The organism is Roseateles terrae (genome assembly GCF_014192155.1).
In the GTDB taxonomy this organism is placed as follows: Bacteria; Pseudomonadota; Gammaproteobacteria; order Burkholderiales; family Burkholderiaceae_C; genus Roseateles; species Roseateles terrae.
This window is the reverse complement of record NZ_JACHXO010000002.1, coordinates 570,636-583,955: the sequence shown is the minus strand read 5'-3', so window position 1 is coordinate 583,955 and position 13,320 is coordinate 570,636. Positions and strand designations below refer to the sequence as shown.

At 67.2% G+C, this 13,320-nt stretch carries 12 protein-coding genes; 7 read left to right on the top strand and 5 right to left on the bottom strand.

Annotated elements, in window-relative coordinates; genetic code table 11:
• Window positions 1-26 precede the first annotated feature (26 nt).
• Entirely contained in the window at window positions 27-1,583 is a 1,557-nt protein-coding gene (locus tag FHS28_RS24595) for a methyl-accepting chemotaxis protein (protein ID WP_088450497.1), read from the top strand.
• A 6-nt stretch (window positions 1,584-1,589) separates the two neighbouring features.
• On the opposite strand, the gene FHS28_RS08975 is transcribed toward FHS28_RS24595, so the two are convergent.
• Together FHS28_RS08975 and FHS28_RS08970 are read right to left on the bottom strand one after the other, a co-directional pair.
• Window positions 1,590-3,275, bottom strand: a complete 1,686-nt coding sequence (locus FHS28_RS08975; protein ID WP_088450495.1) for a GGDEF domain-containing protein — start codon at window positions 3,273-3,275, stop codon at window positions 1,590-1,592.
• A 176-nt stretch (window positions 3,276-3,451) separates the two neighbouring features.
• The gene (locus FHS28_RS08970; protein ID WP_088450493.1) at window positions 3,452-4,702 is read right to left on the bottom strand and encodes a sugar MFS transporter; all 1,251 of its coding nucleotides are present in this window, start codon (window positions 4,700-4,702) and stop codon (window positions 3,452-3,454) included.
• A gap of 403 nt (window positions 4,703-5,105) precedes the next feature.
• On the opposite strand from FHS28_RS08970, the gene FHS28_RS08965 reads away from it, so the two are divergent.
• The 4 genes from FHS28_RS08965 to FHS28_RS08950 all read left to right on the top strand — a co-directional run bounded on the left by FHS28_RS08965 (window position 5,106) and on the right by FHS28_RS08950 (window position 9,286).
• Window positions 5,106-5,813: a response regulator transcription factor gene (locus FHS28_RS08965; RefSeq protein ID WP_088450491.1), complete on the top strand. Its 708-nt coding sequence runs from the start codon at window positions 5,106-5,108 to the stop codon at window positions 5,811-5,813.
• A complete protein-coding gene (locus tag FHS28_RS08960) occupies window positions 5,810-7,342 on the top strand; it encodes a sensor histidine kinase (RefSeq protein WP_088450489.1) in 1,533 nt (510 codons plus the stop codon). The genes FHS28_RS08965 and FHS28_RS08960 overlap by 4 nt, the downstream gene beginning before the upstream one ends.
• Window positions 7,339-8,190 (top strand): DUF429 domain-containing protein, encoded by an 852-nt coding sequence (locus tag FHS28_RS08955; RefSeq protein ID WP_088450487.1) that lies wholly within the window; start codon window positions 7,339-7,341, stop codon window positions 8,188-8,190. The genes FHS28_RS08960 and FHS28_RS08955 overlap by 4 nt, the downstream gene beginning before the upstream one ends.
• Before the next feature lie 184 nt (window positions 8,191-8,374).
• The gene (locus FHS28_RS08950; RefSeq protein WP_088450698.1) at window positions 8,375-9,286 is read left to right on the top strand and encodes a ketopantoate reductase family protein; all 912 of its coding nucleotides are present in this window, start codon (window positions 8,375-8,377) and stop codon (window positions 9,284-9,286) included.
• 197 nt (window positions 9,287-9,483) lie between these two features.
• On the opposite strand, the gene rocF is transcribed toward FHS28_RS08950, so the two are convergent.
• From rocF to FHS28_RS08935, 3 genes are all read right to left on the bottom strand, one after another.
• The gene (rocF, locus tag FHS28_RS08945) at window positions 9,484-10,404 is read right to left on the bottom strand and encodes an arginase (protein WP_088450485.1); all 921 of its coding nucleotides are present in this window, start codon (window positions 10,402-10,404) and stop codon (window positions 9,484-9,486) included.
• Window positions 10,405-10,409: 5 nt separating this feature from the next.
• Window positions 10,410-11,297 carry an LOG family protein gene (locus FHS28_RS08940; RefSeq protein ID WP_088450696.1) on the bottom strand — a complete coding sequence of 296 codons (888 nt, stop codon included), beginning with the start codon at window positions 11,295-11,297 and terminating at the stop codon, window positions 10,410-10,412.
• Between the two features lie 82 nt (window positions 11,298-11,379).
• Window positions 11,380-12,144 carry a HesA/MoeB/ThiF family protein gene (locus FHS28_RS08935; RefSeq protein WP_088450483.1) on the bottom strand — a complete coding sequence of 255 codons (765 nt, stop codon included), beginning with the start codon at window positions 12,142-12,144 and terminating at the stop codon, window positions 11,380-11,382.
• A 211-nt stretch (window positions 12,145-12,355) separates the two neighbouring features.
• Between FHS28_RS08935 and FHS28_RS08930 the strand changes: the two genes are divergently transcribed.
• Both FHS28_RS08930 and FHS28_RS08925 read left to right on the top strand, forming a co-directional pair.
• Window positions 12,356-12,787: a hypothetical protein gene (locus tag FHS28_RS08930; protein ID WP_184294423.1), complete on the top strand. Its 432-nt coding sequence runs from the start codon at window positions 12,356-12,358 to the stop codon at window positions 12,785-12,787.
• An 11-nt stretch (window positions 12,788-12,798) separates the two neighbouring features.
• Window positions 12,799-13,314, top strand: coding sequence for a type II TA system antitoxin MqsA family protein (locus tag FHS28_RS08925; RefSeq protein ID WP_088450480.1), 516 nt, complete (start codon window positions 12,799-12,801; stop codon window positions 13,312-13,314).
• Window positions 13,315-13,320: the final 6 nt, after the last annotated feature.

Sequence of the window (13,320 nt, the reverse complement as noted above, 5' to 3'; positions counted from 1 at the left end):
CGGCGATTAACGTTGGGAAAAGAACTATGCGGTCCTTGCGCAACTTCACCATCCGGGCGCGTCTCATGGCCCTGGGCCTGCTGTCGGTGCTGGCGCTGCTGCTCATTGGCGGCGACGGCCTGTGGGCCATGGCCAAGACCAAGCGTGATTTCCAGCACTATGTCGGCAACGACGTGGAGTCGCTGGCACAACTTGCGGATGTCCGCGCGGGCGTGGGCACTCTGCGCCGGTTCGAGAAGGACATGATCATCAACATGGGCGAGCAGGGCGCCGTGAAGCGCTACCACGAGGAGTGGCAGAAGGCTTACGAGTCCACACTCAAAAGCCTCGAGGTGATCGAGGGCCTGGACGTGCCCCCCGAGGTCAAGACCATCCCCGGCGCGATGAAGACCAACATGGTCAGCTACAAAAGCGGCCTGGACGCCATCGTTGCCCGCATCCTGAATGACGACTTCACCGACTCGGCCGAAGTCAACCGCGCCACCGAACCCATCAAGGGTCCGATCCGCGAGATGGACAAGCAGCTCGCCGAGCTCACCAAGACCGTGGTGAATCGCGGGGCCAGCGAGGTGCAGCGCATGGATGCCGAGGAGCGGCATGTGCGCCTGGCGCTGACGGCGGTGATGGTGCTGGGTGCCCTGGGCATCGGTGTGTTCACCTTCTTCAACATCGGCTCCATCCTGACGCCTTTGTCGCAGGCGGTGCTCACCACGGAACGCATTGCGCAGCGGGACCTCAGCCAGTCGGTGGAGGTGCAGGGCAACGACGAGACCGCCGCCATGATGCGCGGCGTGCAGGGCATGCAGGTGTCGATCCGCGGCGTGGTTAGCGAAGTGCGCAGCGCCACTGACAGCATCGCCACCGCCTCCCGCGAGGTGGCGGCGGGTGCGCATGATCTGAGCAATCGCACCGAACAGGCCGCCTCCAATCTGGAGGAAACGGCGTCGGCCATGGAGCAGTTGACCGCGAGCGTCCAGCACAACGCGGACTCGGCGCGCCAGGCCAATGCGTTGGCCTCCGAGGCGGCTAACGTGGCGGAGCGGGGGGTCGCCGTCGTGGGCGACGTGGTGCAGACCATGGGTCGCATCAGTGCCTCGTCCGACCGCATTGCCGACATCATCGGCACCATCGACGGCATCGCCTTCCAGACGAACATCCTGGCGCTCAACGCAGCCGTGGAAGCGGCGCGTGCGGGCGAGCAGGGCCGCGGTTTTGCGGTGGTGGCGGCGGAAGTCCGCACCCTGGCGCAGCGCAGCGCCGAAGCGGCCAAGGAGATCAAGCAGCTGATCCAGACCAGCGGCGAGGCCGTCGCCAGCGGCGCCGAACTGGTGGAGCGCGCTGGCGGCACGATGCGCGAGATCTCGGAGTCGATCGGCCGGGTGTCCCGCATCGTGTCGGAGATCAGCCATGCCACGGCGGAACAGAGCAGCGGCATTCACCAGATCGGCACGGCCATTTCGCAGCTGGACCAGATGACGCAGCAGAACGCGGCGTTGGTGGAGGAGTCGGCGGCCGCCGCGCAGAGCCTGCAGCAGCAGGCGGATGCGCTGTCTCAATCGGTGTCGGTGTTCAAACTCGCCTGATCGGGGTCAGCAGCTCATCTGATGCACGCGGTTGCGCCCGCCATTCTTGGCGGCGTAGAGCGCCTGGTCGGCCGTCTCGACGAGCGTCTGCGGGTGGTCCGGTGATTCCGCCGTGGAAAGACCAATGCTGACCGTCAGCGTCAGCTTGGGTGCCAGTTCATTCCACGCATGGCGAGCAATCGCGGCGCGCAGCCGCTCGCAGATCTCCTGCGCCCGCGCGGACGGCACACCCACAAACACCAGCATGAACTCTTCGCCGCCGACACGCGCCAGCAGGTCGGCCGCGCGCAGTTGCTTGCGCAGGCACAGGGCCACCTGTTGCAGCACCAGATCGCCCATGCCGTGGCCCCAGGTGTCGTTGACCCGCTTGAAATAATCCACATCCAGGAGCCCCAGCGCGATCGGCCGGCGCTCCTGCCGGGCCCGCTCGAGCAGCAGCGGCAGGGCGAATTCGGCATGGCGCCGGTTGTTCAGACCCGTCAATGCATCCTCATGGGCCATGCGGCCCAGTTCGTCGGCCTGGCGCTTGAGCTTGCTGTGTTCCTGCTCGGCATGGTCGGCCCGCTCCCGCTCGCGACGCGCATCCTGCAGCGCATGTTCCGCCCGGGCCTGCGCCTGCTCGAATTCCTGCCGGATCAGCATGGCTTCCGTCTGAAGCGCCATGGCACTGCGGGCGGACTGACGCTCCAGGTCGGACAGCTGCTCGTGGGCGGCCAGGGCGCGGGCAAAGTCGTTGCGGGCCTTGCAGGCCTGATACATCGCCAGCGACATCTGCCGGCGCATCCGGGCCGGCAGCGGCGGCGGCTCCTGGCCGGAGAGCAGGCGCTGGATGGTGGACACCGCCGCCTCGACCTCGGACGGCCGACCCTTGAGGTTCATCAGCGCACGCTGCGCCTGCGCCTGCCGCTGCATGCCGGCGTAGCCGTGAAGGCGGGACAGCCCGTCGTATTCGTCAATGAGCGCAGCCGCCTGCGCATGTTCACCGGCCCCCAGCAGGTGCTCCACCTGGTTGGACAGGGTCACCGCAATGATGAACGGATTGGGCTCCCCCCGCACCAGCGTCGCCGCGCGCTCTGCATAGGGTCCCGCCTGCGCAAGCGCTTCGGCCGCAGCGCTGCGGTCGTTGTTGCGCAGGGCTTCGCCGTGCGCCTGCAGCCAGAAATGCGCGAGGTTGTTCAGGCAGGAGAGCAGCAGTTCCCGGTCTGCATCGGCACGTTCGCGGTCCACGCGCCCCTGCGCAATCTCCAGCGCCTGCAGCGTGTCCTGGCAGGCCTGCTCCGTCTGATCCATGGCCGCATAGGCCACCGCCAGCCGGTTCAGTGCCCAGGCTTCCCGCACCGGGTCCCGCGCCAGGCGTGCAGCGGCCAGGGCCTGGCCGGCCGCCTGCAGGGCGTCCCGGCCCATCAGAAACTGGGAATACACAAAGGAGAGTTCGGTCAGCGCTTCGGCCAGCCGGGTGTCGTAGCCTTCGCCCGGCGTTTGCCGGGCCAGGGCCACCGCCTCGCTGGCACGGCGCAGGGCCGCCTGGAGGTCCCCCTGACGGGGCAGGATATGGGCCAGCGCGGTGAGGGTGAGCACGCGCTCGCGGTCGTCGCTGGCGGCGGCGAGGGAGCGCTCCAGGGCGTCGGTGGCGTCGCGATAGGCGCCACGGCGGCTCAGATCAAGGGCACGGGCCAGCTCGCGTTGGAACATGCCCAAGCATTGGGCGACTTGGAGGCCGCGTCAATGCTGGCCCGCCCCAGGGCGGCCGCAACAAGCCCGCGCCATGGTGAAAAGTCTCGAATCGGGCGGACGGGTGTCGCCGATGCAGGTGGCAACAGCACCCACCGGGCAGCGGCTGGCCGCCCCCGGCGTCGTCCGCGTCAGGCTCAGGTCCGCACAGCGGCGGCTGCCGGCGTCGTCTTCGATGCCACCGGCACCACCCGGTGACCGCGGGCGGCGTAGTAGGCGATGTAGACGTAGCAGACCAGCGGCACCACGAAGGACGGCATCAGGCCGTGGCTGTCGGCCAGGGCGCCCTGGACCAGCGGCACCAGGGCGCCGCCGACGATGGCCATGCACAGCAGGCCGGAGCCCTGTTCGGTGCGGGGGCCCAGACGTTCCAGCGCCAGCGAGAAGATGGTGGGGAACATGATGGCGTTGCACAGGCCGACGGCCAGCAGGGCCCACATCGTCAGGTGACCGCCGGTGGCCATGGCCACTGCCAGCAGCACCACCGCCCCGACGGCGCAGCCCGTCATCAGGCGGGCGGCAGACATGCGCTTCATCGCCCAGGCGCCGATGAAGCGGCCCACCATCGCGCCCCCCCAATACAGGGCCAGGCGGTGACCGGCATCGCTTTCGGACAAACCAGCGACTTCCGGCGAACTCATCACGCTCACCAGGAAGCTGCCGATGGACACTTCAGCGCCCACGTACACAAAGATGGCCAGCACGCCCAGCACCAGATGGCGATGGCGCCAGGCCGGCGGGGTGTGATCCGCCACCCGGGTGTTGCCGGTGTCGCCGACCTTGGGCAGCTTCACCACCATCAGCACCACCGCAATCGCCAGCAGCGCGGCGGCCAGCCCCAGGTAGGGGCCGCGCACAGCGGTGGCTTCGGCGGCGGCGTTGTCGGCCGCAGCCAGGATCAGCGTGGCGCCGAACAGCGGGCCAACGGTGGTGCCGAGCGAGTTGAAGGCCTGCGTCCAGGTCAGGCGCCGCGAGGCTTCATTCTCCGGACCCAGCAGGGTCACATACGGATTGGCGGCCACCTGCAGCAGCGTCACGCCGCTGGCCAAAACAAACAGCGCGGCCAGGAACCAGCCATAGGTCTGGAAGGTGGCCGCGGGGTAGAAGAGGGCGCATCCGATGGCGGCGATCACCAGGCCGATCACCATACCGCGCTGGTAACCCCAGCGACGCACCACCTGCCCGGCAGGCAGCGACACCAGGAAGTAGGCGCCGAAGAAGCAGAACTGCACCAGCATGGCCTGCACGTAGTTCAGCGAGAACACGGCCTTGAGGTGCGGGATCAACACGTCGTTCAACGAGGTGATGAGACCCCATCCGAAGAACAGCGCCGTCAGCAACGGCATGCCGTAGCGCGGCGGGGAGGCGGGGCGAGACGAAGCGTTCATGTCCAATGGCCTGTAGTGAGCGGCTTGGGAATCCGAGCAGGCCAGCCGCTGACCCGAATGCGGGACAGCGATGCGCTCCTCGGCGGGGATTGAATCCCTCTCAACTTGAACGAAACTTTAAAACAAGCTGAACGAGAGTTCCCTAGGGTTACTACCTAAAACCATGCTAGGACCTTGGTTGATGCGCCGATTTGTTGGGCTATCCCACTGAACTCTTGCAGAAAAATTAACCGAAAATTAAACACTGGAAGCCAGTTAACATCAGGGTTCGTTAAGCCTGAAGGGGGCTGCGGCGGCACGGCGCGCCGTCCCGCGATGGGGCGCAGGCGCCCTGTCACGGTGCGGAGTCGGGAACCGATCAGTTACGCTTGCACGATTGCCATCCAGGCCCCTGTTGTTGCCCATGCCCAGACTCCTGATCGCCGAAGACGATCCCATGCTGACCGATGCGCTGGTGTCCCAGTTCCAGGGCGCCGGCTTCGAGGTGGAGCATGCGCCCAACGGGCCGGTGGCCGACTACCTCCTCACCCGGCAACCCTTTGATGTGGCCATCCTGGATCTCGGGTTGCCCTATGTGGACGGTATGGACGTGCTGCGCCAGGCGCGGCGCCAGGGCTCCCGGGTGCCGGTGCTGATCCTCACCGCCCGTGACCGGGTGGACGACCGGGTCAATGGCCTGAATGCCGGCGCGGACGACTATCTCGTGAAGCCGTTTGACTTCCCCGAGCTGCTGGCGCGTGTGAACGCGCTGCTGCGACGCGGTCAGGCGACCGCGCAGGAGTCCACCGAGCCGTCCCCCGGCCTGGTGCTGGACCGGCCCAACCGGCGCGCGCTGCTCAACGGCGAAGTCCTGGACCTTACCCAGCGGGAATGGTGTCTGCTGGAGCTGCTGACCTCGCGGCGGGACAACGTCGTGACCAAGGAAGAGATCACCGCGGCCTGGGCCGGTGGTGAAGGCGCATCGGATGGCAGCGGGTCGGTGGAGGTCTACATCCACCGGCTGCGCAAGAAGCTGGGCCAGAGCGGGCTGAACATCCGCACACTGCGCGGCCTGGGGTATCTGCTCGAAGCCGAACGCTCGGTGGAGCGGGCGGAGACCGCGTCGCGATGAACACCCGCGGGTCGGCCCCGCCGACGTTGTCCCTGCACCGCCAGCTGTTCCTGTGGCTGATCCTGCCGCAGATCGTGCTGTGGGCGGCAGCGGGCATCTTCACCTTCAAGCTGGCACTCTCGTATGCCAACCGCGAGATCGATGCTTCGCTCTCGACGGCGACGCGGGCACTGTCCCGTCGCATCCAGCCGCTGGAATCCGGCCTGTTGATCGACTTTCCGCGGGCGGCGCAGGACATCCTCGAATCCGATCCCAGCGACCCGCTGATGTACATGGTCAGCTCGCCGCCGGGGAACTTCGTGCTGGGCAATCAGCATCTGCCGCCGATCCCCGTGACGCAGCCCCAGCGCTTCGGCGTGCCGGAGTTCCACAATGGCGAGATGCGGGAAGGCAGCAAGGTCATTCCGGTGCGGCAGGCAGCGCTCTATGTGCGCATGGGCGGCGGACTCAACGGGCCGGAACAGGCGCTGCTGGTGCAGGTGGCAAAATCGCGCGCCAGCAGTGGTGCGCTGGCGCGGGGCATCCTGCTCGACACCGTCCTGCCGTTGTCCCTGCTGGGGGCGCTGCTGACGCTGGTGGTGCACTTCGGCATCCGGGCGGGCTTGTCGTCCCTGACCACGCTGCGGCGCGAAGTGGACGGGCGGGATCCTGAAGATCTGGCGCCGATCCGGCTGGACACCGCCCCGGTGGAAGTGCGCGGCCTGGCTGAAGCGGTGAATGCCCTGCTGACGAAGGTGCGGCGCAGCATGGAGGTGCAGCGCCGCTTCATCGACGATGCGGCCCATCAGCTGCGCACGCCGCTGGCGGGCCTGCGCAGCCAGACCGAGCTCGCCCTGCAGGCGGTGCGCACGTCGCAAAGTGAAGAGGCGGTGTCGCGGCTGCAGAAGGTGCACCAGAGTGCGCTGCACAGTGCGCATCTGGTCAGCCAGCTGTTGATGCTGGCGCGGTCGGGCCCTGAAGGCGCGTCGGCCTTGCCGGTGGAGCGGATCGACCTGGCGGCCCTGTGCCGGGCGGTGGCGCTGGCGATGGTCCCTCGAGCGCTGGCGGCGGACATGGACCTCGGCGTGGACGACACGGACGCGGACACCACCATCGACGGCCGGCCCATGCTGATCCGCGAGGCGCTGAGCAACCTGCTCGACAATGCGCTCCAGTACGCAGGACGCGGCGCGGCCGTCACCGTGCGAGTCTTGCGAGAGGCGGACCGGGTCTGCGTGCAGGTGGAAGACAATGGCACGGGCATGTCCGAGGCGGACCGTGAACGGGCCTTCGAGCGCTTCTACCGGGCGCGGCCGGATGCGCAGGGGTCGGGCCTGGGTCTGGCGATCGTGCGGGAAATCGTGGTGCTGCACGGGGGCACGGTGTCGCTCGAGGCGGTGCAGCCGCAGGGCACTGTGGTCACCATGGCGTTTCCGGCAGCGCCTGCGGTGCCTGTACCGTCCGTGGCGTCCGTGGCGTCCGTGGCGTCCGTGGCGACGGCTGCTGCCGCCGCGACCACCCCACAGACCTCGTATCCTCCGCGTCCATGACCCGTTCCTCCGCTCCCCTCACGCTGATCGGCGTGGACTTCTCCAGCGCGCCCTCGAACCGCAAGCCGATCCGGCTGGCGCTGGGGCGCCGCCAAGGCGCCGTGATCCGGCTGGAGAGCCAGCGGGCGATGACATCGCTGACCGACTATGCGGCCTGGCTTGCCGAGCCGGTGGCGCCAGGGCAGGGCTGGGTGGGCGGTTTTGATCTGCCCTTCGGACATTCGCGTGAGCTGGTGCTGGCGCTGGGATGGCCCACCGAATGGGCGCCGCTGATGGCGCATTACGCGTCCCTGAGCCGCGACCAGATCCGCGAGACCTTCGCCGCCTTCTGTGCCGCCCGCCCGGTCGGGAAGAAGTTTGCCCATCGCGCCACCGACGGACCGGCCGGTGCGTCGCCGAGCATGAAGTGGGTGAATCCACCGGTGGCCTTCATGATGCACGCGGGCGTGCCGCCGATGATCGACGCTGGCGTGAGCCTGCCCGGCCTGCATGCGGGCGATCCGGACCGGGTGGCGCTGGAGGCGTATCCCGGCCTGCTGGCCCGTGAGCTGATCGGCAATCGTAGCTACAAGAGCGACGACAAGGCCAAACAGACGCCCGAGCGGTTGATCGCCCGCAAGGACCTGGTCGATGCGCTGGAGCAGGGGCGCACGCGGCTGGGCTTGCGGCTCAAGCTCTCGCATGCCCAGCGCGACGAACTGGTGGATGACGGCAGCGGGGACAAGCTCGATGCGGTGCTCTGCCTCATGCAGGCGGGTTGGGCGTCGGAGCAGCCGGGCTACGGCATGCCGGCGCAGACGGATCCACTGGAAGGGTGGATCGTGAGTACACCGACACCGACGAGCTGAAGGTCCTACGATCGCAGGACGCCACGGGCAGACTCAGGGTGCGCCCGGCGCTGGACCCTGTCGATGCACCCCTCATCCACTCTGGAGATCGTTCATGAGCGCTTCCTCGATGGCCCCTGAATCCCACAAGGTCGCCGCCGCACCGGGCGTCGCTGGCAGCGGCTCCGGCGTGGCCACCTCGCCGCTGCGCATCGCAGTGATGGGCGCAGGTGCGGTCGGCTGTTATTTTGGTGGCGTGCTGGCGCGCGCCGGGCATGAGGTGACCCTGATCGGACGGCCGCAGCATGTGGAGGCCATTCGAAGCCAGGGGCTGCGCATGGAAACGGCGACCTTCGATGTGCAGGTGCCGCTGAGGGCCGACACCGAGCCGTCCGCCGCACACGGTGCGGATCTGGTGCTGTTCTGCGTGAAGTCCACCGACACACTGACAGCCGCGCAGGCGCTGCAGCCCTTTCTTGCACCGCAGACGCTCCTGCTGTCGATGCAGAACGGTGTGGACAACGCGGAGCGGCTGCGGGAGGTGCTGTCGCAGCCGGTGTCGGCAGCGGTGGTCTACGTGGCCACCGGCATGGTCGGGCCGGGGCATGTGAAGCACTATGGCCGGGGCGAGCTGGTGATCGAGCCCGCCGACGGGGCCGAGCGCGCCGCGCAGGCCTTTATCCAGGCGGGTGTGCCCACCGACGTATCCGACAACGCCCGCGGTGCGCTGTGGGCCAAGCTGCTGATCAATTGCGCCTACAACGCGATGTCCGCGGTGACGCAGCAGTCCTACGGGCAACTGGTGCAGGGCGAAGGCGTCTGGGCGGTGCTGGAGGATCTGGTCAACGAGGGGTTGGCGGTGGCGCGCGCCAGCGGAGTGGAAGTGGCCGGCAATGTGCATGAGGCGGTGCGCAAGATCGCGCAGACGATGCCGGGCCAGCTGTCGTCTACAGCGCAGGATCTGAGGCGCGGCAAACCGACCGAGATCGACCACCTCAATGGCTATCTGGTGCGGCGAGGCGAGGCGCTGGGCGTGCCCACGCCGGCCAACCGGGTGATGCATGCCCTGGTGAGGTTGATGCAGTCACCGGCGGTGTCGGTCGCTGAGAGTCGCTGAGAGTCGCTGAGGCGCAGCCAAGCTGAGGCGATGCCAGGCTGAGACGCTTGCGCGCATGTCTGCTTGCGCGCGGGTGTGCTTGGGCGCGGGTGTGCTTGGGCGCGTAGGCGTTTCGCTGCGTCCCGGGCGGCGGCGTTCTGCGCGCCAGCGCCGCCGCGTGACCTCATTCCCAGTTCACTCCCACGCCCGTTGGGCGCTCACTTCCGCATCAGCGTCGACTTGCCAAACAGCGACTCGATCAGGTCCACCGCCACCAAGGCCGTCTTGTTGCGCACGTCCAGTGCGGGATTCAGCTCCATCACGTCCAGCGAGGCCAGCCGGCCGGTGTCGGCGATCATCTCCATGCACAGCTGCGCTTCGCGATAGGTGGGACCGCCGGGGATGGTCGTGCCCACACCCGGAGCGACGTCCGGGTCCAGGAAGTCCACATCGAAGCTCACATGCAGATGGGTGTTGGCGTCCATCGTGGCCAGCGCCAGTTCCATCGTGTGGCGCATGCCCATTTCGTCGATGTAGCGCATGTCGAAGACTTCCAGACCCACTTCGTGCACAAAGCGCTTCTCGCCCGCATCCACGCTGCGGATGCCGATCTGGCGCACCCACTTCGGGTCAATGGCCGGCACATGTCCGCCGATCTCCACCAGCTCCTTGGGACCATAGCCGCACAGGCAGGCCACCGGCATGCCATGAATGTTGCCGCTGGGCGTCAGCAGGCTGGTGTTGAAATCCGCATGGGCATCCAGCCACAGCACGCGCAGCTTCTTGCCCGTGTCCCGGCAATGGCGCGCGACGGCAGAGATGGAGCCCAGTCCGAGGCAGTGATCGCCGCCCAGCAGGATGGGCATGCGGCCGCTGCTCAGCTCGCCATACACCGCGTCATGCACCGCCTGGTTCCAGGCGGTCACTTCTTCGAGATGGCGATAGCCGTCCACTGGATCGAGCCAGGGGTTGGACGGACCCTGCAGGTTGCCGCGGTCCAGCACCTCGGCGCCGTGGCTGCGCAGGGCCTGCGCCAGGCCGGCCACGCGCAGGGCTTCGGGGCCCATGCTGGCGCCTCGGGCGCCGGCGCCCACATCGGTGGGGGCGCCGATCAGGCTGACTTGCTGGGTGCTGCTCATGGGGTTCACTCCTGTTGAGGGGCGGCGGAGGCGGGCAGGCCGATGTCGTATTCCTTCTTCAGCAAGGCCCATGCCTCTTCGGCGGTTTCGACGTAATGGAAAAGTTGTTCATCCCCGGGGCTGATCATGCCGGTGTCCAGCAGCAGGTCGAAATCGATCAGTCGCGACCAGAAGTCCTTGCCAAACAGCAGGATGGGGCGACGGCGGCACTTGCCGGTCTGGATGAGGGTGAGGGTCTCGAAGAGCTCGTCCAGCGTGCCGAAGCCGCCGGGGAAGGCCGCCAGGGCCACCGAGCGCATCAGGAAGTGCATCTTCCGCAGCGCAAAGTAGTGGAAGCGGAAGCACAGTTCCGGGGTGATGTATTCGTTGGGGCGCTGCTCATGGGGCAGCACGATGTTCAGGCCGATGCTGCGGCCGCCCACCTCGTGCGCGCCACGGTTGCCCGCCTCCATGATGCCGGGTCCGCCACCGGTGACGACGTACAGCGGATGGCTGTGTTCCAGGGTCTCCGCGGTGATGAGGGCGGCGAAGCGGCGGGCTTCTTCGTAGAAACCGCTCATCAGCAGTCGCCGCTCGGCCCGCTGCAGCGCCACGGTGTCGCCGCTGGCGCGGGCGGCTTCGAGCGCCTCTTCGGCGGAAGCGCGGTCCGGAATGCGGGCGCTGCCGAAGATCACTACGGTGGACTGGATGTTCAGTTCCTGCTGGATCAGCTCCGGTTTGAGCAATTCCAGCTGCATGCGCACCGGACGCAGCTCCGGCCGGACCAGGAAGTCGGTGTCGGCAAACGCCAGACGGTAGGCGTCCGGCGGGTTCGTGTCGAACGCGGTCGGCTGGCTGACTTCCTCCTGAGCGGTGGGGAAGTTGCGGGCGGTGAGCTTGTCGGATCTGATCATGATGCGGTGGCCCGCGAGCTTACGGGCGTCTTCACTTAATTTCTGTTCGTCGTGATGCGCTTCCGGACGGAGGCGCGGCGATTTATTGCGCGGCGGACGCGGCACTGCCGCAGCAGGGGCATTCCGGGTCGCGCAGCACCTGCAAGTCGGTCCATTCCATGCGGCGGCCATCGAGCATGAGCAGGCGGCCGGGCAGGGCGCTGCCCATGCCGCTGAGCAGCTTCAAGGCCTCGGCGGCCTGCATGCTGCCGATGATGCCCACCAGCGGCGCCAGCACGCCCATGACGGCACAGCGCTGCTCTTCCGGCGGCTGGTCCGGGGGGAAGAGGCAGGCGTAGCACGGGAACCGGCCGCCGCGGCTGTCGTAGACGCTGAGCTGGGCGTCAAAGCCGAGGGCAGCGCCGGAGACCAGCGGTTTGCCGTGGCGCACGCAGGCCGCGTTGATGCGATGCCGGGTCTGGAAGTTGTCGGTGCAGTCAAGCACCACATCGGCCTGGGGCACCCATTCGTCCAGCAGTGCGTCGTCTGCGCGGGCGACCAGCGAATGGACCCGCGGCTCCGGGTTGATGGCATGGATGCCGGCGGCCGCGGACGCAGCCTTGGGCTGGTCCAGGCGGGCCTGGGTGTGGGCGATCTGGCGTTGCAGGTTGGTCAGATCGACATGGTCATGGTCGACCAGGGTGATGCGGCCGACACCAGCCGTGCCCAGGTACAGCGCGGCCGGAGAGCCCAGGCCACCGGCGCCGATCACGAGCGCATGGGCGTCCATCCAGCGCTGCTGACCTTCAACACCGATGTCGTCCAGCAGGATGTGACGCGAGTAGCGCAGCAGTTGCTCGTCATTCATGGGGCAAGCATAGCGCTCGTGGTGGAGGCGGGGAGAAGACGGCGCGGGGACGGGGCGGCGGGAGGTTCACTCGGACAAGTCTGGGTCCTGCCGGGTTCCAGTGGGCAGGCGGCGGAGGTTGGCATGCATCGGCAATCGCGGCCACGAGCGCGGGAGTCGAACATTTGGGCTTCTGAACAGCCCTTCGTTCGCTACCTTTAAGGTATCATCCGTGAGCTTTGAACTTTGGAAGCCATCTCCCCCGACGAGGCCGATCCAGTCGTGCTCGGACGCCGACCGCAAGATCGGACGTCGCTGCTGGAATTTGTCTGCCGTGCAACGGGCGGTCGTAGTCGGCGGTCTGACCGTGCAACTGTCTCGCTCCGCTCAAGCGTCGGCGGAGGAGGAACTGGCGTGGTCGAGGTCGGACATCCTCCGCTTTATCGGGTGTTTACATCAAGCACGCTACAACGATTCAGAGTGGTGTCTTCCCGGTGGCAAGTCAAATCAGCGTCCGATGAAGGCGGATGCCTACTTGATGGGCTTCAACCGGTTCCGAGGCGTCGAGCATCCCGCGCATGAACCGTGGATCTACTTCAAGTTCACGGTCCGTGAAAACGCGCTCACTCTTCTTGTGTTGTCTCTCCATCGAAGCATCTATTAACGGAGTTCGCCATGTCGCTCAACTGCCCCTTCTGTGAAGCCGAAGCGCTGACCCAGGTGACCTATACCCATGCAGTCAGAGCGGGGCGTCGCATGGTCGAAGTGCCTGATTGTCAGCAGATGGTCTGCGGCAACTGTGGAGAAACCGTTGTGCCGTTGACGCTGTACGAGCACAACCACGAGCGGATTGAATCTGCCTTGGCCAGCACGCCAGCAGCGGTGTCACGAGGATTGCTCAAGCGCTTGAGAGAAGCCTACAACCTAAGTCAGCGAGACGCATCCCGGCTCTTTGGGGCCGGCGAAGCAGCATTTGCGAAATGGGAGTCGGGTCAATCGGAAATGAGCGATCCGGCCGCGCTGCTGGTGCAGTGTGCGCTGCAGGTGCCTGGCGTCATGGATCACCTGGCTGCACTCGCTGGTATGCGGCTGCATACACCCTCCGGGGGGCGACATGAAGCCGACGCGCTTGGCCGTGTGCAGAGACGGTCGGCGCCGGTGCGCGCGGAGGCGGAAGTGCTGGCGAAATAGAAGAGC